Origin of the sequence: Kineococcus vitellinus (genome assembly GCF_009906315.1) — a bacterium.
In the GTDB taxonomy this organism is placed as follows: Bacteria; Actinomycetota; Actinomycetes; order Actinomycetales; family Kineococcaceae; genus Kineococcus; species Kineococcus vitellinus.
Window position 1 is genome coordinate 1 of sequence record NZ_JAAALL010000055.1, and the last position, 19,469, is coordinate 19,469.

Annotated in this window: 14 protein-coding genes and 1 pseudogene; 10 read left to right on the forward strand and 5 right to left on the reverse strand. The window is 71.2% G+C overall.

Annotated elements, in window-relative coordinates; all coding sequences use genetic code 11:
• Positions 1-8 precede the first annotated feature (8 nt).
• From GTQ99_RS07275 to GTQ99_RS07290, 4 genes are all read left to right on the forward strand, one after another.
• Positions 9-1,193 carry an SIS domain-containing protein gene (locus GTQ99_RS07275; protein ID WP_420814525.1) on the forward strand — a complete coding sequence of 395 codons (1,185 nt, stop codon included), beginning with the start codon at positions 9-11 and terminating at the stop codon, positions 1,191-1,193.
• A 139-nt stretch (positions 1,194-1,332) separates the two neighbouring features.
• Positions 1,333-2,328 carry a BadF/BadG/BcrA/BcrD ATPase family protein gene (locus GTQ99_RS07280; RefSeq protein WP_205706972.1) on the forward strand — a complete coding sequence of 332 codons (996 nt, stop codon included), beginning with the start codon at positions 1,333-1,335 and terminating at the stop codon, positions 2,326-2,328.
• Positions 2,329-2,451: 123 nt separating this feature from the next.
• Positions 2,452-3,453 (forward strand): hexose kinase, encoded by a 1,002-nt coding sequence (locus GTQ99_RS07285; protein ID WP_166615080.1) that lies wholly within the window; start codon positions 2,452-2,454, stop codon positions 3,451-3,453.
• 14 nt (positions 3,454-3,467) lie between these two features.
• Positions 3,468-4,313, forward strand: coding sequence for a ketose-bisphosphate aldolase (locus tag GTQ99_RS07290; protein ID WP_166615081.1), 846 nt, complete (start codon positions 3,468-3,470; stop codon positions 4,311-4,313).
• 10 nt (positions 4,314-4,323) lie between these two features.
• Here GTQ99_RS07290 and GTQ99_RS27485 read toward each other — a convergent pair whose 3' ends face one another.
• The 3 genes from GTQ99_RS27485 to GTQ99_RS07300 form a co-directional block, all read right to left on the reverse strand.
• Positions 4,324-4,425 carry an Lsr2 family DNA-binding protein gene (locus tag GTQ99_RS27485; protein ID WP_420814523.1) on the reverse strand — a complete coding sequence of 34 codons (102 nt, stop codon included), beginning with the start codon at positions 4,423-4,425 and terminating at the stop codon, positions 4,324-4,326.
• 1 nt (position 4,426) lies between these two features.
• On the reverse strand, positions 4,427-4,594 hold the full coding sequence (locus GTQ99_RS24895) for a hypothetical protein (protein ID WP_420814524.1): 168 nt from the start codon (positions 4,592-4,594) through the stop codon (positions 4,427-4,429).
• 1,777 nt (positions 4,595-6,371) lie between these two features.
• On the reverse strand, positions 6,372-6,740 hold the full coding sequence (locus GTQ99_RS07300) for a hypothetical protein (RefSeq protein WP_166615083.1): 369 nt from the start codon (positions 6,738-6,740) through the stop codon (positions 6,372-6,374).
• Between the two features lie 1,031 nt (positions 6,741-7,771).
• Here GTQ99_RS07300 and GTQ99_RS07305 point away from each other — a divergent pair.
• The 4 genes from GTQ99_RS07305 (at position 7,772) to GTQ99_RS07320 (ending at position 13,790) form a co-directional block, all read left to right on the forward strand.
• Complete coding sequence (locus GTQ99_RS07305; protein WP_166615084.1) at positions 7,772-8,131, forward strand: type II toxin-antitoxin system VapB family antitoxin; 360 nt, start codon at positions 7,772-7,774, stop codon at positions 8,129-8,131.
• On the forward strand, positions 8,128-8,538 hold the full coding sequence (locus GTQ99_RS07310) for a PIN domain-containing protein (RefSeq protein WP_166615085.1): 411 nt from the start codon (positions 8,128-8,130) through the stop codon (positions 8,536-8,538). Before GTQ99_RS07305 ends, GTQ99_RS07310 begins: the two co-directional genes overlap by 4 nt.
• Before the next feature lie 1,009 nt (positions 8,539-9,547).
• On the forward strand, positions 9,548-12,181 hold the full coding sequence (locus GTQ99_RS07315; RefSeq protein WP_166615086.1) for a hypothetical protein: 2,634 nt from the start codon (positions 9,548-9,550) through the stop codon (positions 12,179-12,181).
• A 262-nt stretch (positions 12,182-12,443) separates the two neighbouring features.
• Positions 12,444-13,790: a glycoside-pentoside-hexuronide (GPH):cation symporter gene (locus GTQ99_RS07320; RefSeq protein WP_205706973.1), complete on the forward strand. Its 1,347-nt coding sequence runs from the start codon at positions 12,444-12,446 to the stop codon at positions 13,788-13,790.
• A gap of 97 nt (positions 13,791-13,887) precedes the next feature.
• Here the strand turns inward: GTQ99_RS07320 and GTQ99_RS07325 are convergent, their stop codons facing one another.
• Entirely contained in the window at positions 13,888-14,904 is a 1,017-nt protein-coding gene (locus GTQ99_RS07325) for a LacI family DNA-binding transcriptional regulator (RefSeq protein WP_240896952.1), read from the reverse strand.
• Between the two features lie 723 nt (positions 14,905-15,627).
• Positions 15,628-16,881, reverse strand: coding sequence for a DUF429 domain-containing protein (locus GTQ99_RS07330; protein WP_166615089.1), 1,254 nt, complete (start codon positions 16,879-16,881; stop codon positions 15,628-15,630).
• Positions 16,882-17,234: 353 nt separating this feature from the next.
• Here GTQ99_RS07330 and GTQ99_RS07335 point away from each other — a divergent pair, with 353 nt between their 5' ends.
• Positions 17,235-17,684: a hypothetical protein gene (locus tag GTQ99_RS07335; protein WP_166615090.1), complete on the forward strand. Its 450-nt coding sequence runs from the start codon at positions 17,235-17,237 to the stop codon at positions 17,682-17,684.
• Positions 17,685-19,266: 1,582 nt separating this feature from the next.
• A pseudogene (locus GTQ99_RS07340) lies at positions 19,267-19,469 on the forward strand (hypothetical protein); the annotation flags it as partial.

A 19,469-nucleotide genomic window follows, 5' to 3' on the forward strand; every position in this document is an offset into this window, starting at 1 on the left:
TCCCCACCCTGCCCGACCAGCACTCCGCCCGGCGGTTCCCCGCAGGCGAGGAGGAGCAGCTGCAGGCCGCCGAGGCCCAGGCCACCGCGCGCGAGATCGCTCAGCAACCTCAGGTGTGGCGCCACGTCCAGTCCGACTCACGCACCCGCGAGAGCCAGGTGCGCGCGTTCCTGGAGCCGTTGCTGGCTCAGCCGCAGCTGCGGATCATCCTCTCCGGGGCGGGCACCTCGGCGTTCGTCGGCGACATCCTGGCTCCCGCCCTGACCCGTGCGCTGGGGCGGCGGGTGGACGCCGTGGCCACCACGGACGTCGTCGCCGACCCGCGAGCGGTCTTCGCCGAGGACCTGCCGACGTTGTTCGTCTCCTTCGCGCGCTCGGGGGACAGCCCCGAGAGCATGACGGCCACCGAGCTGGCCGACCGCTGCCTGCGCTCGGTGCACCACCTGGTGCTGACCTGCAACCCCCACGGCCGGCTCGCCCGCGAGCACACCACGTCCGCCGCCTCGCACGTGCTGCTCATGCCGGAGGTGACCAACGACCGGGGGTTCGCGATGACCTCCAGCTTCACCTCGATGCTGCTGGCCGGCTGGCTGGCCCTGGCACCGGATGCTCGCCCACCACGCGATGAGCAGCACCTCGAACACCTGGTGCACGCCGGAGAGCAGGCCCTCTGCAGCGCCGACCAGCTCTCCGCGCTGGCCGCACGCGGCTACGAGCGCGTCGTCTACCTCGGCAGCGGGGTGCTCGCCGGACTGGCTCGCGAGTCGGCGCTGAAGCTGCTGGAGCTGACCGCGGGCGAGGTGCTCAGCTTCTTCGACACCCCGCTGGGCTTTCGACACGGTCCCAAGTCGATGCTGCGGACCGGCACGCTCGCCGTGGTCTTCCGCTCCAGCGACCCCTACACCCAGCGCTACGACGACGACATCGTCACCGAACTGCAGAGCGCGCTCGGCGCTGAGCACGTGCTCGTCGTGGGCAGCGGTGGCCCTGCCACCATCACCCTGGACGGCGCCGACCAGGTGCCCGACGTCCTGCTCGCGCTTCCCTACGCAGTGATCGCCCAGCTGCTCGCCCTGCGCTTCGCCCTGGCCCACGGGGGAACCCCGGACAACCCCTTCCCCAGCGGAGTCGTCAACCGCGTGGTGCGGGGCGTCAGCATCCACCCGCTGGACGATGCCGGAACGCGGCGGTGACCGGGGTGGGCACCGGGGCGGTGCCCGAGTCGGCTGTCGCCGCGGCCGGGCTGCCCCTCAGCGGGCCGGTGACGAGGCCGGTGACGAGGCCGGTGACGGGGCCAATCGCTGGGCCGTTGAGCGGCGCGCGGGTGCAGCGGTGAAGAGATACCTGGGCGTCGACGGGGGCGGCACCAAGACGGCGCTGTGCCTGATCACCGACGACGGGCAGCTGCTGGCCCGGGTGCAAGGTCCCAGCTGCTACTACCTGGATGACACCGAGCGCGGCATCGGCCTCGTCGAGGACGTCCTGGCCGAATGGGTCCCGCTGGTGTGCGCCATGTCGGGCACCACACCGGCCGCGGTGACGTCCGCCTTCTTCGGCCTACCCGCCTACGGCGAAGTCAGCGCCGACGTCGCGGCGCTGGACGACCTCCCGCGCGCCGTCCTCGGGCACGAGCGCTACCGCTGCGGCAACGACGTGGTGTGCGGCTGGGCCGGCTCCCTGGCGGGAGCTGACGGCATCCACGTCGTGGCCGGCACCGGATCGATCGCCTACGGCCGCAGAGGCGAGGTGCAGGCGCGCACCGGGGGGTGGGGCGAGGTCTTCGGTGACGAAGGTTCCGGGCACTGGCTCGGTGTCCACGCGCTGCAGCTGTTCTCGCGGATGAGCGATGGCCGCCAGCCCAGCGGGCCCTTGCTGCAGGTGCTGCGCGATCACCTGGCGCTGCAGCTGGACCTCGACCTCGTCGACGTCGTCATCAACCGCTGGCACGGCTCCCGGCGCCAGGTGGCCTCCTTGTCCCGGCCGCTGGTCGAGGCCGCGCGAGCGGGAGACGCAGCCGCCGCGGAGCTGCTGGTGCACGCCGGAGCCCAGTTGGCGCAGCTGGTGCAGGCCACCCGCACCCGCCTGGGCTACACCGCGCAGGAGGTGGTGCCCGTCTCCTACTCCGGAGGCGTCTTCTCGATCCCCGAGGTGCTCGAGGAGCTGCAGCGGCGACTGAGCACGCGGGGGTACGAGCTGCGTCCCCCGCGCTTCCCGCCGGACATCGGCGCAGCCCTGCACGCTGCACGCCTGGACGGATGCCTCCCGCAGGAGGTGGCCCTGCAACGCTTGGAGGAGGTCTGCGGTGACCTGCAGGCATCGGCGCGCTGACGGGCCCACCGCCCGCGGTGGCGCAGCGGATGCGGCGCCCTCGGCGCCCGCGCCGCTCCACCGCGGCCACACCACCCCGACTCCACCGCCCATGGGCGGTGGCACGTGACTCACGCGGCTCACGTGACGGTGCTGACACCCAACCCCGCCATCGACATCACCTACCGGGTGAGCCGGCAACGCATCGGCTCCACGGTGCGCGTGCTGGAGGTCCTGCGCCGCGCCGGCGGCAAGGGGATCAACGTCGCCCGCGTCCTGCGGTCCCTCGGCATCGAGGTGGCCGCTGTGCAGCCGCTCGGAGGCGCGGCAGGCGAATGGATCCACACGCGGCTGCTCGCCGAGGGCATCAGCGCCCACAGCATCCCGATCACCGAGCAGACGCGCAGCACGGTGACGGTCGTGGACGACGTCGAACACCCCACCGTCCTCGCCGAACCGGGCCCACACGTCCCCGAGGAGGCATGGGCACGCCTGTGCGAACGCGTCAGGCTCACCTGCCACGACGGCGGCATCCTCGTCATCTCCGGCTCACTGCCACCGGGCGCCGCGCCCGCCCGCATCAGCGACCTCATCGCCGCTGGTCGGGGAGCGGGCGCCCGCGTCATCGTCGACGTCAGCGGCCCGGCCCTGCTGGCGGCCGCCGCCGCCGGGGCGGACCTGCTCAAGCCCAACGCCGAGGAGGCGCTGCAGGCGACCGGCGCGCAGCAGGTCGATGCCGCCATCGCCCAGCTGCTGCACGCAGGCGCACGCAGCATCGTCCTCTCCCAGGGCCGAGGCGGTCTGCTCGCCGTGGACAGCCACGGCCGGCGGCTGCACCAAGGCGCGGTGCCCGACGTCACCGGCAACCCCACCGGCGCCGGTGATGCCGCCACCGCCGGGATCGCCGTGGCCTGGGCCCGAGGTGCCGCACTGCCGGTGGCGCTGCACTGGGCGAGCCTGCTCGGCGCCGCTGCCGTCCTGCGCCCGTCCGCAGGCGAGATCGACCTGGCGGACCTGTCTTCCCTCGCCGAGCGCTTGCCCACCCCACCCAGCACCTCACCGGCCTCCTCGCTCCCCGCACCCATTCCCGCACCCATGCCCACGCACCCGCTGGAAGGCCCACTGGCCGGCCCCGCGGCCGGCTGAGAACGGAGCTCACCGTGACCGCCCTCTCTGGATCCCGCGCCACCGCCGTCCTGACCGGTGCCCGTACCGGGCACCGCGGCGTCGGCGCCTTCAACGTGGTCCTGCTCGAGCACGCCGAAGCCATCGTCGAGGGCGCCACCCGGGCCGGTGTCCCGGTGATCCTGCAGATCAGCCAGAACTGCGTCGCCTACCACGGTGGCCTGGAGCCGCTGCTGCTGGCCACGCTCGCTCTCGCCGCCCACGCTCCGGTTCCGGCGCTGGTCCACCTCGATCACGCCGACGACGTCGACCTCGTGCGCGCAGCCGTCGCCGCCGGCGTGGACAGCGTCATGTTCGACGGATCCCGCCTGCCGTATCCGCAGAACGTCCGCCTGACCCGCGAGGTCGTCGAGCACTGCCACGAGCACGCGGTACCCGTCGAGGCGGAACTGGGCGAGGTCGGCGGCAAGGACGGCGTGCACGCCCCGGGCGCGCGCACCGATCCCCTCCAGGCGGCCGCCTTCGTCACGGCCACCGGCATCGACAGCCTCGCCGTGGCCGTCGGCAGCTCGCACGCCATGACCGAGCGGGTGGCCACCTTGGACCTGGACCTGATCGCCGCACTGGCCGGCGCGGTATCGGTTCCCCTGGTGCTGCACGGCTCCTCGGGAGTACCGGACGATCAGCTGTCGGCCGCTGTGCGCGCAGGCATGACTAAGGTCAACATCTCCACGCACCTCAACGGCTTGTTCACACAGGCCGTACGCGAGGTCCTCGGCAACGACCCAGCCGTCGTGGACCCTCGCAAGTACCTCACCCCCGCCCGCAGGGCGGTCGCGGCGGAGGTCGAGCGCCTGTCGCGCCTGCTGGCTGAAGCATGAGCGGTGAGGCTCAGCGGGCCGCGTCATAGGCATCGAGCAGCTCTTGGGCGATGCGACCGCGGTCGGAGACCTGGTGGTCGTTCTGGCGCAGCCATGCACGTACCGCGTTCATGTCACGACCGGTGCCTTGCGCGCCGACGGTACCGCTTCTGCGTGAGGTGTTCGTGCTCCTGCCGCCGCTGCGAGCGGTGCTGATGCGGCGGGGCGGTCTCGATCCAATCGTGGAAGGACTTCTCGATGGCTGCCGCGTGGTTCTCGTTGAGGTCGATCTCATACGCCACGCCTTCAACGCGAAGGTGATCGTGCGGGTCGCTTCCAAGCCGTTGATGTCACCAGTGAGGATCACTCGAGCCTCTTGATCCAGGGTTCGAAGCATGCGACACCACGACGACCCACCCATGCATCGTGAGATGCTCAGCGAGCGTCGCCACCCGACGTGCAGCGTCCCTACCGGCGAACTCCTCCGACAAGGCGTGCGGAACTGCAGCACGCGTCGGCACTGTCCTTGCGAGCGGGTTCCGAGGTGAGAACCCGCTGAGTGCCGACGAGCGCGTCCACCGCCGCAGTGGCGCCACCTTGAGCGAGTACTACGAACAGCGGCTGCGCTCCCCGGCCACCGCCGGCCACCGCGGCACCCGCGGCGCGGTGCCACGAGCACGATGCCCAACGTGTCCCTCACCTCCGCGCTGGCCGGATCCTCTGGCGCGGTGGCGGCGATGCCACAGGCTGTCGCTGCGGGCGGTGACGTGTGGAACCCGGCAACGCGCGATGATGTCGTCTCCAGCGGCGCTCGCTTCACCGCAGGAGGCGGCCCTGCTGCGCAACCCCCGCACACAGCTCCTGTGACCCGCAGGCTCAAGGGTCGTTCGCTGCTCCTGCCTCATCTTCGCCACCGGCAGACAATGCTCGGGGCATCCTGGTTGCGTCGTGCATTCTGTTGAGGCCGCTACCGTCCTCCAGGGCGGCGGCGGTCGGGGCGGCGTTCGGTGAGGTAGATGCCTACTCGGTGTGGACACCACCGTCATCGACACCGTTCGCATTGGCGACGGCTGGGTCGACGGCGCCACCTGCCGACGCACGCGGCCCGGGTGGTGGGCGCACTGCTCGAGCAGGGTGAAGTTGAGGTCAGCGCGGGTCGCCGCTTCGCGCTCGCACGGCAGTTCGAATCCGTCGCGGTGGACGAAGCAAGCGAGCTGGACCAGGCAAGCGGTGGACACGTGCGGGTCTCGATCACATCTCAGTCACCGCGAGTGCGCCGCTCGTGTAGCGCGCCGAGTCTGCGCGTGGCTCCATGGAAGGTGCGCACCCCGCGCAGCCCGCAGCCAGTACGCGATGAGGAGAACGCGATGCCCCGAACACCCACCACCGGTCACCCACTCGGCCATTCCCTCGGCCATCCCGCCGATCAGCGGCACCAGAGCCACCAACGCCCACCCGATCTCCTCTTGGAGCCCGGTACCCGTCACGGCGTTCCTGCCGAGCGACCCCCACGAGCATCCCAAGCGCGACCCACCGCTGAGGATGAGGTGGTGGCGTTGCGTGGCAGCGACGGGTTGACCGCCGTCGAGCGTGAGGCGCTGGCGCACCGCTACCACGTCATCGTCCGCACCGCTTCCTGATCCACCAGCACGCAATCCATTGGCACTCCAGTTGTCGATCCATCTCTGACCTCCCCACCGGCCCTGTCGGCCTCCGGCGCACCGCCCGGAGCCCAGGCTTTTCCTGCCGGTGGGGACGACACCCCGCACCGCGCTCGACGCGCCCGCCGCCGACTGCTGACGCGCGCTCGGTGTGATGCGCGCTCGGTGTGATGCGCGCTCGGTGTCATACGCAGAAGCTCCACCCCGCCCTCGCGGCAGCTTCCCCGCATCCTGGGGTGATCCGCGGCTACGGGTGCGCGTCGTTTCACCCAACGGTGACACCGCCGGACGCGCGATGAGTCTCATCCCTCGAACGCCCGAGCGCCACGCTGTCGGCTGCCCAGCCGGCGATTGAGCATCCGAAGGCGCTGCACTCAACCAGCCCTCAGCCGCTGGGGCGTGGGGTTCGGTGTGCACCTCAGTGCGGTGGACGGCGCAAGGCGGCCAGGGCGCGCGCGACAGCAGGGGTCCAGCTGCCGGCGGCGATCGCGGTGAGCACCTCCTGCGCGGACAAGCCTGCTGCGGCGGCGATCAGCGCCTCAGCCTTCGGCACCTCAGCCCATCCTGGCTCCACGACCGGCGCCCGCGGCGGTGTCGGCATGGGCCGGGCAGCTGGGTGGGCAGTCACCGCTGCCACGACGGCGGCGCCCACATCGTGTGTGGCTGCGACCGCGTCTGCGGCGGCGTGTGCGTTCGCGTGGGCGTCGGTGAGCGCCCGCGCCAGCGCCCGGTGCTCCCGCGCGCTCCAACCTGCCCGGGCGAAGGGCAGCAGTGCAGCGCCGTCCACCGCGGGGTCCTCCACCAGGGGGCCGGGGTGGGAGCCTCGCCAGGTGGCGAGCAGCTGCTCATCACGGCTTCGTCGATGCCGTGCAGCGCTGCTTGCACCGTCTCCAGTCGGGCGTGGTGTTCCGCGGCCAGCCCTGCTGATGGAACTCTGCTGCGGTAGGCGTCGGCGAGCGTGGCGGCCGGGGAGGCCATCGCCCACGCCTGCCACACCATGCGCTCCCAGGACGTTCGGTACCAGACCGTCCGCTGCCAGGTCCTCCGCTGCCAGGATGCGCTGACGTCCGCTCCGGCGTGCGTGGAACCAGTGATCAAGGTTTGCGCCAAGGTGGCATCCCCGAAGGCGGCCTCCAGCACGCTACCGGCGTCCTGGTCGGGCGCTCGGTCGAGGATGAGGTGCAGGGTACGGGGCGCCTCGGCGCGGGCGCTCGCCACCTGTGGGTCCTCGCGCAGGCACAGGGTGAGGGTGTGCCACGCCCTGGTGCTCGGCTGACCGGCCACACCCAGTGGCCCCACCGGTGGGCTCTGCTCGTCCTCGTGCAGGTGCACGCTCCACCCGGCGAGCTCGCAAGGCCCGGCAGCAGGCCGCTGCGCCGATGCCATCAGCGATGCCTGCAGCGATGCGGACGGTGACCCGGATGGCGAGCCCATGGGCGAACTGGATGGGCCGGGCGGACCAGGCGAGTCGGGTGGACTGGGTGGACTGGGTGGCGGAGCCAGGGGCAGGCGGGCCAACGGCCGCACCGACAGGTCCAGTGCCCGCACCAGGGCATCTCCCGCGCGATGCCCGGCGGGCAACCCTCCGGCGCGCGGCGCCGCACCGGCGTCGGGAGGTTGGCACGCGCTCACCGGGTCATCCTGCCGCCTCGCCGCTGAGAAGCCGTCGGCCGCGCGTGCCCCGCAGGCGGCCGGCCAGCCCCGCCGTGGACGGCAGTGATGTCAGCGTCTTCGTGAGCGCTGCAGCTGCTGAGGGAGCCTTGCGACTATGTACATGACTGGTTGCTATCGTGTACATGAGGGCGAGAGGAGCCGATCATGAGCAAGACGCACATCGACATCGACGAGGACCTGCTGGCTCAGGTCGCGCAGATCACCGGCACGCGCACCAAGCGCGAGACCGTGGAGGCCGCGCTGCAGCTGGCCCTGCGCCAAGGCCAGCGCCGGGCTGCGGTGGAGCGCCTCATCACGCGCGGGCAGAGCGGCTACTTCGCCACCGTGCTCCAGGAGCACCCCAAGCCGGCCGGGCACCAGGAGGTCACCGCCCCCGCCCTCGAAGGCCCCGAGCAGGACGAGGCGCACGAGCCGACCACCAGCGACCCCGTTGTCGACGAGTCGGCTGGTGAGCAGGCTGCGGGCGAGCGGGCCACCGGTGGGCGGGCTCAGGGCGCTGCGTGAGCTTCCTGATCGACAAGTCCGCCTACGCCCGCTGGCACCAGCCGGCGGTGGCGGCGCAGCTGAACGGGCTGCTACGTGAGGACCTGCTGTGCATCGCCCGGCCCAGCGTGCTGGAGATCGGCTTCTCGGCGCGCTCGGCCAGCGACTACCGGGAGCTGATCGCCGACATCGGCGCGGCGATGAGGGTGCTGGAGGTGGATGAGGCCATCAGCCGCCGCGCTCAAGACCTCCAGGAGCGACTGACGCACCGCGGCTGGCACCGCGCGCCCGGGCCGGTGGACCTGCTGCTGGCGGCCACCGCTATCGAGCACGAGGTGACGTTGCTGCACTTGGACAAGGACTTCGAGCTGATCGCCCAACTCGCCCCGCTGCGTCAGCAGCGCATCACCACCGGCAACTCGGCTTGAAGGCGGTCAGAAGGTCGACTCTTGGACGCCCCGGCCGGCGCCGAAGCAGAGGGCGTGCTCGACGGGAAGCCTCGCCCACTGCGATCTACGCCCACTCTGATCCGCGACCACTTCGATCCACAACCCGGAAAGGCGTGCGATGGCCGGCCGAGCGTTGGTTGCGGGCTTGTGCCCGATGCGGCTCTCGCTCGCGGCGGCTCCGTTCGAGACGGCCTCGTGCCTGGTGGCCTCATCGGCGGCGGCCGTTGTCACTTCGGTGCGCTGAGCAGGGGGCCGCGGTGTAGACAGAACGCGGCGCCGGCCAGCTGAGTCGACGGCATCACGACCTCCATCACCTCTTCGTCGCCTGGAGGCGCGTAGTCGCTGACGTACACGGTGATGAGGTGCTGATCCGGATTGAGGACAGGCCGGTCGCTCAATCGCAGCTGATCTGGCCGGCGCTTCGCCTGCGCGCAGGCGAAGCGCCGCCACCCGGCACCGCCGGGCTGCTCAGCGGATGCACCTGCTCTCCGCGCTGCCTGTACGAGCTCGCTCCCGTGCTCGAGGAACGGAGAGTCCTCTGCAGGTGCTTCTCATCGGCTCATCGCGGGCTTCATCGAGGCGAGGGCGGTAGTTGACGCTCGCGCACGAGGTGGGCATGCGGGCGGTGGTGGTGCCCATCGCGCAGTCAATGGTGTGACCTGAGCCGGTGTGACCTGGGCCGGTGTGACCTGGGCCGGTGTGACCTGAGGTGGCGCGGCCTGTGTCGCCGCACCTGGTTGCGGCTGGTCGCAGGTGGTCGCGGCTGGTCGCAGGGGGCAGCGCACACGGGAAGCCCTGCTCCCATCGAAGGGCCGGGCGCCGGACATGCGCCTGCCTCACCTGCCCTCACCCCTTGGTCTCATCCTCTGGCCGCACCCCCCGGGCGGAGGGACGACTCGGATCGGCGGTGCGTCTGGTGGTGTTACCGTAGAGATGTGCGAAAGCGTTTTCGCACGCTGAGCCTTCTCGCGGGAGCGGAGTGGTGCACGTGTCAGTGACGACCAAGGTCAACGCCGGCTTCGAGGCGTCCTTCTCGGCTGCCGGTCAGCTGGTCTCGCTGACCGCTCGCACCGACCCCCACCGCGCCAACTGGGTCATCGACCCCGGCTACCTGCACGAGGCCGGCTACGAGGAGACCGACAAGCTCTTCGGCGAGTTCACCGCCGTGCTCGGCGGGCGCGCCTTCACCAGCGGCCGGGTGCAGCGCGGCGTGGACTCCTCAGCGCCGCTGGCGCACCAGGTGAGCTACGAGCTGCCCGGTGCGCACCTGCAGGTCGGCTACGACCTCGGCGCCGACCCGCACGCCCTCGACTTCACGATCACGCTGGAGAACACCACCGAGCAGGCCGTGGTGCTCGAGCAGCTGGCGGTGTGGACGCCTTTCGCCTACGTGATGTTCCGCGACGCCGACGTGCGGCGCAACATGCACCACTCCGTCGCCGTCTTCCCCTCCATCTCGCCGGACTACACCAAGCTGGCCCTGCACCGGCGCAGCGGCGACGCCCCGCACCTGGGCGTGTACCAGCGCACCGGCCGGACGCTGTCGGTGGGCACCTGGTGCGCCTACACCAACCGCTTCTTCGAGAACGCCTCGCCCTCCCTGGACGGCATGCTCTTCCACCAGCTCGTCCTCGCCGGCGGCTACCCGCCCGACCAGGAGCCGCTCAGCGACTTCATCTACCCCCGCGAGGCGCTCACGCTGGCCGCGGAGGAGCGGCGAGTGTGGACCTACCGCATCGCCCCCTACGCCGACCCCGCCGACTTCGCGACCCAGGCGCACCGGCTGGGCCACCCCCTCGTCGACAGCGAGCCGCTGACGGTGCTCGGGGAAGCGTTGCGCCTGCGCGTGCAGGCACCCCAGGGGCGCACCCTCACCCGCGCGCTGGTGCGCCGCTTCGACGGCGAGCGCGTGCACGAGGTGGACGTCAGCGGCTACCTGACCGAGGACACCGGAGGCACCGAAGGCATCGAAGGCATCGAAGGCACCGAGGATGGCGGGGACACCGGGGCGCGCGCCGACGCCGGAACCGGCGGGGTGAGCGCCACCGGTGGCCGCAGCCTCCTGCAGGTGCCCACGGAGCAGCCCGGCGAGCACCAGGTCCTGCTCACCTTCGACGACGCCAGCACCGATCAGGTCATCGTCAACGTGATGGCCCCGCTGAACCGGCTGCTGGCCGCGCGCTCGCAGCACATCGCCGACGTGCTCTACGAGGGCCCGCACGGGCAGACGCCGCACGCCTTCCGCCCGGTCTCCAACCAGGGGGAGTCGCTGGGCAAGTTGTCCCTGGTGCTGGCCCAGAACCTGCTGGGCACCACGGACGTGGAGCAGGTGCGCAAGGTCGAGCAGAGCGTGGTGCACTACGTGCGTCCCAAGTGGTTCCTCGACGGCGACTTCCGCACCCCCCGCCGGTTGTACGGCGACTTCTACCGCGTCATGGACTTCGAGTACATCGGCCACCTGCTCTACCTGCTCTCCCGCTTCGAGGACGGCGTCCTGGCCGAGCACCCGGCCCGCACCTACCTGCAGTGGGCCGCCGACGTCTTCGAGGTGCGCGTCAACCCCGCACTGCACGAGGACGAGCGCGGCAAGGAGGAGTCGCGGATGCTGGGTGTGTACTTCCTCTACGTCGACGACCTGCTCAGGGCTCTGGACGAGCAGGGTCTGCAGGAACGGCGCGCCGGCCTGGCCGCGCTGTGGGCCGATGTGCTCGAGCGTCTCGCCGCCGACAGCGCCACCTGCAGCGGAGCGGTCACCGAGCACTTCTACGACAACGCCGGCTTCGGGCCCACCGCCGGCGCGCTCACCTCGGCCGGCAAGCTGCAGGAGGGCCAGCGCTACGCGCAGCTGCTGGAGGCCAACATCGGCTTCTCCAACGACTTCCGCGCCCAGGCCCCGGACCGCTGGTGGGAGGCGCTGTCCTTCATGGTCCACTCCCTGTGGGGCGGGCTGGCGGCGGCGGCGATGCTGAAGGTGTACGAGGCGCTGCCCGAGACCCGCTACCTGCTGGCCGCCTACCGCGCCACCGTGGCCGTCCTGTACTGCTACGACAGCGCCGCCACCGCCACCGCCCTGCGGCTGGGCCCCGGCGAGGCGGCCTCCACCTACAGCATCGCCGGCCCGCACCTGAACCGTCCCGACCTCTCGCGCAACCGTTTCGGGCAGTCCACCTTCGCCAAGGACGGCGGCATCTTCACCCGCCTCTTCCCCGACGACTCAATCAGCCCGGATTGGGACATGGGTGAGGAACTGGTCGCCTACCTGGGCGGCTTCGGGCGCAAGACCTTCCTCTACGAGGACACCGACGGCCGGCTGCGGGTGGTCAACGGCTCGATCGAGCGCACCGAGCGCGGTCACCGCATCGTCAGCTACGCGCCCCACCCCCGCGAGTTCCACTTCCACCAGCGGGGGATCCACCTGGTGCTGCAGGAACCCGCCCGGGTCGTCGACCTGATCGACGGCGCCTTCGTCCCGGCGTCGACGACCCAGAGCGCGTCAAGCGCTCCACGGTCCACCGATCCGACTGGAACCGCTTCCACGATCCCCGCCTCCATCAGCCTCGCTTCCCCCAACCCCGCCCCCGCAGAACGCACGCTCACCAGTCCCGCGACACCGCGGAAGTGAGCACCGCGCCGCCGCAGCACAGCGCATGGTCGCGCTGCGGCAGGCGAGGACCGCTGCAGCGAGGACCACCGCAGCGAAGAGCGCTGGGCGAGGACAGCTGCGGAGACAGCCACACCGACACATGCCCGACCCGAAGGAGCAGCACGGCATGAGCAGCAACCAGGCCGGCAAGCAGGTCCGCCCCCACGCGGCGGCACCAGCCGGCACAGGAGCGGAAGCCGGAACAGGGACGAGCACCAGAACAGGACTCGCAGCCGGGGCAGTGCCCCTGGCGAGAGTCTTCGGCTACGCCAGCACCGACACCGCCGGCAACCTGCTGTACTGCATGGTGACGTCCTTTATCCTGTACTACTACACCGACGTCTTCGGCATCTCGCTGGCAGCTGCCGGCACGATCCTGCTCATCGCCCGCATCGTCGACGCCTTCGACGCGCCGATCTGGGGCTTCATCATCGACCGCACCAGCAGCCGCTGGGGGCAGAGCCGCCCCTACTGGCTGTGGATCACCCCTTTCTTCGCAGTCTTCTTCGTGATGCTGTTCTGGTCTCCGGACCTCAGCGCCGGCGGTAAGTTCATCTGGGCGCTGGTGACCTACCTGCTCTTCGGCATCGCCTACACCGGCATCTCCACCCCCATCACCTCCATCCTGCCCAACCTCAGCAACGACTCCGGCGAGCGGATCAAGCTCAACAGCTACCGCATGGTCGGCGGCAACATCGGCTACTTCGTCCCCGCCACCTTCGCCCTGTCCCTGGTGGCCTTCTTCGGCAGCGGCAACGACATCGTCGGCTGGCGCTGGACCGCCGTCTTCATCGCCGTCATCGGCGCGCTGCTGCTGGCCTACGCCTTCGCCAGCACCCGCGAGATCAACACCGAGCGCCAGCGGCCCCTGCCGATCAAGCAGAGCGTGCAGGCCGTGCGCAGCAACTGGCCGTGGGTGATCCTAGTGGCCGCCTTCATCCTGTACTGGCTGGGCAACTCCACCCGCACCTCCGTACTGGTCTACTTCACCGAGTACCAGCTGGGCGACAAGAACTTCGCCTCCGTGCTCAACGGCCTGGTCCTGCTGCAGGTCCTCGGCATGGTCCTCATCCCCTTCGCGGTCAAGAAGCTGCCCAAGACCCGCGTCCTGCAGGTCGGCTTCCTCATCGCCGCCGCCGGTCAGGCCGCCATGGCCTTCGCCGGCACCTCCCACCTGGCGCTGGCGGTCTGCTGGTCGCTCGCCTCCCTGGGCACCGGCATCGCCGTGTCCATGCCGTTCGCGATGCTCTCCGACACCGTCGACTACGGCGAGTGGAAGAACGGCGTGCGCGCGGCCGGTTTCCTCACCGCGATCGGTTCCTCGTTCTGCATCAAGATCGGCTCCGGCCTCGGCGGCTTCATCCCCTCCATGATCATGAGCGCCGCCGGTTACCGGGCCGGGCAGCAGCAGAGCGCCGCGGCCCTGAGCGCCATCCAGTTCTGCTTCGCCTGGCTGCCGGCCATCTTCTTCGTCGCCGGCGCCGCCGTCATGCTTGCCTACCGCCGCTACGAGCGCCTGGAGCCGCAGGTGCGCTCGGCCCTGGCCGCTGCCAGCGCCGAGCGCACCGCGCAGCAGGCGAGCGCCTGACCCCACACCAGGCTCCCATACCGGCACTGGCTCCTGCTGGGACACGAAGCTTCGTGCCCCAGTAGGAGCTTCGTGTCGTCTCCAAGCGGGAGCCGGTTCAGGCGGGAGCCGTCGAGCCCCGCGGCACCAGGCGACAGGGCACCAGCTCCACGCCGTGGTGGGCGGCGCCGCCCATGGCCTCCACCAGCATCGCCGCGGCCCGCCTGCCGATCTGCTCGCACTCGTTGTCGATGCTCGTCAGCCCCGGCTGAGTGCCTTCGGCGATGACGTCCCAGTTGTCGTGCCCGATCACGGCGACGTCCTCGGGCACTCGGCGCCCGGCGAAGTGCAGCACGTCCAGGCAGCCGCGGGCGATCTGATCGCTCTGGCACACCACCGCATCCACTTCGGCGTCCTCCTCCAGCAGGTGCTGCATCGCCTGCCGGCCCCACGCCTCGCTCCAGTCGCCGAAGCGCACGCTGCCGCACGGCGCGAGCCCGGCCGCCTTCAGCGCCTGCCTCGCGCCGGCGGCACGATCACGCGAGGCCGCGTAGGAGCGGGCGCCGCCGATGAGGGCGATCCTGCGCCGTCCGAGGGCGAGCAGGTGCTCCACGGCCAGCCGGCCGGCGCCGCGGTTGTCGCAGGTGACGGAGGCGTCCTCGGCATCCGTGGAGGGGGCGTAGGCGTACACCACCGGCACCGGTGAGGACAGCGCCAGCGAGGGACGCGGGTTGGTCTCGGCGTTGACCACGATCAGCCCGTCGACGTTGCGCGAGAGCAGCGTCTGCACGTGCTCACGCTCCAGGTCCGCATCGCCGCGCGCGTTGGAGAGCAGCACCGAGGTGGAGTGGCGGCCGAGGGCGTCCTCGGCGCCGACGAGGATGGGGGTGGAGAAGCGTCCCTGCAGGTCGGAGGTGATCAGGCCGATGGTGCGCGAGCGGCCCAGCACCAGCGACTGCGCCGCGTGGTTGGGTTGGTAGGCCAGCTGCTGCGCCGCCTGCAGCACCCGCTCGCGGGTGGCGGGACCGACCCGCGGCTGCCCCCGCAGCGCCTTGGAGGCCGTGGCGAGCGAGACCCCGGCCAGCGTGGCCACGTCCGACAGCGTGGACCTGCCCTCGGGGCTCGCCGTGCTCAATGCCTGCTCCCATCCGTTCTGCCCGCTCACGATACCGATCGCCCTCACACCTGCCCTCACACCTGCCCCCACACCTGGCCGGCTGAGCCCGCGCGGCATCAGTCGTGCGCGTGCTCTCGAGTGCGCTACCTGGCGCGCTGGCTGGCTCGGGCGCCCAAGCACGCATGATCCAGTGCAGGTGGTGCGCACGGCATCGGCGCCATTCCCGGAGCGCACCAGTCCTGTCATGGGCACTGTGCCTCGATGGAGCGCTACGGCTCGATGGTGCGGTGCACACGGGCGCGCAGGGACATCCGACTCGGCCGCGCAAGCAGAGGCATCGGCGTGCACGTCCTGGCTGCTGGCCCTAGGCCGACGACCGGGGGCGTGCGCTGCGTGACCACCGGCCGCGGTGACATCCCTCATGGTTCTGCGCTCACATGCGGTGCTGGCGCGGCCAGGGGGAGCCGGGTCGATCCTCCCCTCATCGACCCGGCTCACTCAGGCAGCATCACCCAAGCCCTCTCCCGTGTCAGCCATCTGCCTCCCGGCCCCGGAAGCTTGCAGCGCAGGAACGATGGACCTGGGCAAGACGACTCCCCGTGACCTGCGCCCCACTCACCCCGCGGCGGACCGGCTCGGACGAGGCTTCAACGGCTCGGTGTTGCTCCCCGAAGCTGAGGCGGCTGTCACCGCCCCGGTGGCGATGCCCGAGCGCTGACGAGTGGCGGATCAGGTGATGTCTCAGGTGATGACGGAGATGGTGATGTCAGCACCTGGCTCCTCCGCGGCGCCGGCGAAGCGTTTGCCGGCGATGATGCGGTCCACCCGCACGTCGTCGGCCTGCCGCACGCCACCGGTGAGACGGCGTTCGCCGATGACGTCGACGAGTGCGTCGATGCTCGATTTGATCATGTTGTCCAGGTCCGGCTCGTTGGCTCCGCTCTGCGCGGCGGCCAGGACGAAGTCGGCCTGCACCTGCAGGCGGGCGGTGGCGGGCAGGGTGCAGCCGGTGAATGCTTCCGCCACGCGTGCCCGCCACCGCTGCTCGTGGTTGGAGGCGAAGCCCGCCGGCCTGCCGGCGACCCATCGGTGGAGGACGCTCGACCGCTCGCCGGAGGCCTCATCACCGAACATGTTGGCGGTTCCGGCCGGTGACATCTCGGCCGGTGACATCTCGGCCGGTGAGCTCGCACCCCCTGCGGTGAGCGGGTGTGCGGGACGCACCGGGTGGTGCGCTGGGGGTGGTGGAGCCACGATGTAGCCGTCGGTGGCGGTGCCGTACACGCGTAGCGCCTCCCGCTGGTGCTGCCACAGCCAGGCCAGGTGCGCGCAGACGACCGCATCCAGCTCGTCCTCGATGCGATCCAGGTCCCCGGCCTCGGGCGCGGCGATGACCTGCCGCAGCTGCCGCCACCGTGGGCTCTCGCGCAACCGCAGGACCCCCACGGACTCCAGGTGCCCGGCCAGCTGCGCGAAGCCGGGCACCCGCCGCGCCTGGGTGCCCTTCTTGTAGTCCAGCCGGTAGCCCAGCTGGAACAGCCCGATCATCGCCGGGTGCGGGTAGACCTCCAGGCACACGCCCTGCTGCCCGCCGGTGGGGGTGGCGGGGTCCACCGCCCACCCGAAGTGCTGCGCCAGGCGCAGCGCGCGTGGGGGCTGCGGGCCGAGCAGGGTGCGGTTGCTGCTGTAGGCGGAGGCGCCGAAGCCGCCGAAGGTGCGCCCGATGAGCGCTTCCGCCGCTCGCTGTCCGCGCTCGTTGGGCACGATCAGCGGTGCGTCGACGGCGGCGACGAGCACCCGCCGGGCTTGCTGCCCGCTCCGCTGCCCGGTGTGCTGCTCGATCCAGGTGATGATCTGCTCGTCGGTGCGGGCGCGTCCGGAGGCGATCAGTCGGCCGGTGTCGTCGACGACGGCCAGGCCGGTCCAGCCGGAGCTCCAGGCCAGGTCGAGTCCCAGGAAGACGGGACCGCCGGTGTCCGACGTGGTGCTGCTCATGTGCTCAGTGTCGACTCTTCAGCGTGCCGACGGTTGCTGCTGGGCGCGCCGGCGTCGGGCAAGTCCGACGAGTGCCGCGCGCTACCTGGAACAGCGCTCACGTCGTCGTGGGCAGGCTGATCGTGGTGGCCGGGGCCGTTGAGGGGTCGGGCGCACGAGGCCGCTCACCGCAACTGCTGACGGGGACTGCTCACGAGGACTGCTCCCAGCACCGCCCAGACACGGGCCGCTGTCCGCTGGGTGCGCACGAGGAGCGGCGTACGCCCAGGCCCGGCGCAGGAGGCCGCGCGTGGGGCGCGGGGCAGCTCTACCCTCGAGCCCACCATCAGCCAATCCATCAGGGGGAGTCGCCGGTGTCCATGGACTGTGTGCGCCAGGCCGCGCTGTTGCGCACGCCTCGAGCGAGCGCTCAGCACCTGGCCCTGCTGTGGAAGCGGCGCCGGCTGCGCCAGGACGTCGAGCAGCTGGTCGCCGGCCACATCGACGGCCTCGATCCCCACCAGGGCGTCACGCACGGCTGGCGTGCTCAGCGCCGCTGGTCGGTGCTGCCCGCCGGTGGCGGCGCAGTGAGCATCAGCGTCAGCGTCGAGCACGTCGCCAGCGCCGGTTCCTCCTTCGGCGGTGACTCCATCGAGCCGGATGCGTCGATGCCCGGCTCGGCCACCTCCAGCGAGCGCGTGGCGCGTCCGGACTGGGAGTACGGGTTGCTGCTGGAGCTGTGGACGCTGCTGACCCAGCGCGGGTACACCGTCAGCGAGGTCAAGACCGACTGGCGTCTGACGGGCTTGCAGGTGCGCGCCTGAGCCTGGTTCAGGCTCTTACTGCCGCGGTGGTCACCGACCTCGAGTCATCGCCGAGCACGGCGGTACCCGCCGGCCGATCCAGCCGACGATCCAGCTGGCGATCAACGAGTGATCGCTAGCTGGATCCGTCGCGGATCCAGGGCCGCAGCCAATCTCTTGAAGCATCGGCCGTAGCAGATCGACACCCCACTTCCTGACCACCTCACGTCGACGGCACCGCCGACCCACCAGTGTGAAGTCGCCACCCAAGCCGCTGCACCGGACGTCCCGTCGACGCGTCCTGCGGGCCAGTGCACGGGTCGGTGCACGCGTCACAACGAGGTCATGCTCGTAGGCGGTGCGAGGGGGTGTCCGGAGTCTCCGCCGCCGGAGTGCAGCACCAGGCGGAGCCCTCAACCACGCCGTCCACGCCATGTCGTCCGTACGCCACCCACACGCCGCCCGCGCACCACCCGCACGCCTGGTGCTGCACCGTCCACAGCCCGCGCCGCCGACTACAGGTAAAGATCACTACAGGGAAAGAGCTACAGGGGGACCCGCCCAAAGATGCCCTGACCTGCAGCGATGCTACCGGGCGCGGCGCCAAAAATACGTAGCGGCGGCGCCAAAAATACGTGCCCTCCCGCACGAGCAGCCGACCACGCGCGGCGCCAGAAATACGTAGACGACACCCGCCCTCCACCGGCACCTGTGGACGCAGTCGATGCCTGCACGAGCACGCTCACCACCCGACCCACGCTCCCCTCCGAGTGCCGTGAACCCCGGGGTGCACGCCGTGATCGACGAGCCGTCCCGCCCAACGGGAGCAAGCATCCGCACCAGCTGAAGAGCCGCCCGGAGCCGGCCCACACAGCAGCCTCGAGGCGAGCTGGCCCGCCGACCACGCCGCCGTTCGTGGGCGCCGCCTCGGCACCCGTGCACCGACTCGCCTGCCGATCTGACGGCCGGTCGGAGCGCCGGTTCAATGACGGCTCCGAGTGCTGCATCGAAGCCTGGCCGGCGGGACGGTGGGAGCACTCGGCGGTCCGCCGCTTCAGCTCCTTCACCCACCCGCTCTCGCCTCCTCTGGTACAGCCGTCCGGTGTGTTCGCTACGCCCCTCCACGAGCCCTCCAGCCGAGCCCGGTGACCAACCGCGGCAGCCACCGGCCCGGCTGAACACGGCTCGGACGGATCGCTGCCGGGGACACCTCGCAAGCTCTCGAGGCGGCCGCCACCTGCCGTCCAGCGCCGGCGGCCACAGCATTCACGGGGTGGCTCGCCGCTCTTCTCCGCCGGGCGCGAGCGAGCCGGTAGCAGCCGTCCCGTCCCCGCGCCTCGTGCGCCCCTTCACCTGCCGCTGTGAGCGCCTGATGCGACGGCCGTGGCCCGTTCTGCCCCGACATGCCCGGCCGTGGGTCATTGCCGCGGCCAGGTGCCCGCCGGCCTTCGGGGGCGGGTCAGGCGATGCAGCAGTCGGTGAGGCGGTGGGTGGGCGGTTGGTGACTCGGCTTGCGATGACCAGGGTCGGCAGCCTTAGGGGGCGGCAACACACCCACCGGGGTGCGTGACGGGCGCGCCGCGACCTGGGAGGCTTCGCGCTCGTGACCCGCAAGGCCGGTCGGCCGCCGCGCGATGACCTCGCCTGGCTGGATGAGGCCGCCCAGCTGTGGGACCAGGCCCACGCCGACATCGGCTACCTCGCCCGCGTCTTCGCCCAGACCTCCCTGCCCTACCGCGACCCCGGTGAGATCCCCGTCTGGCAACGCCGCAACGGCGGCCTCACCCTCACCCTGCAGCCTGGCGT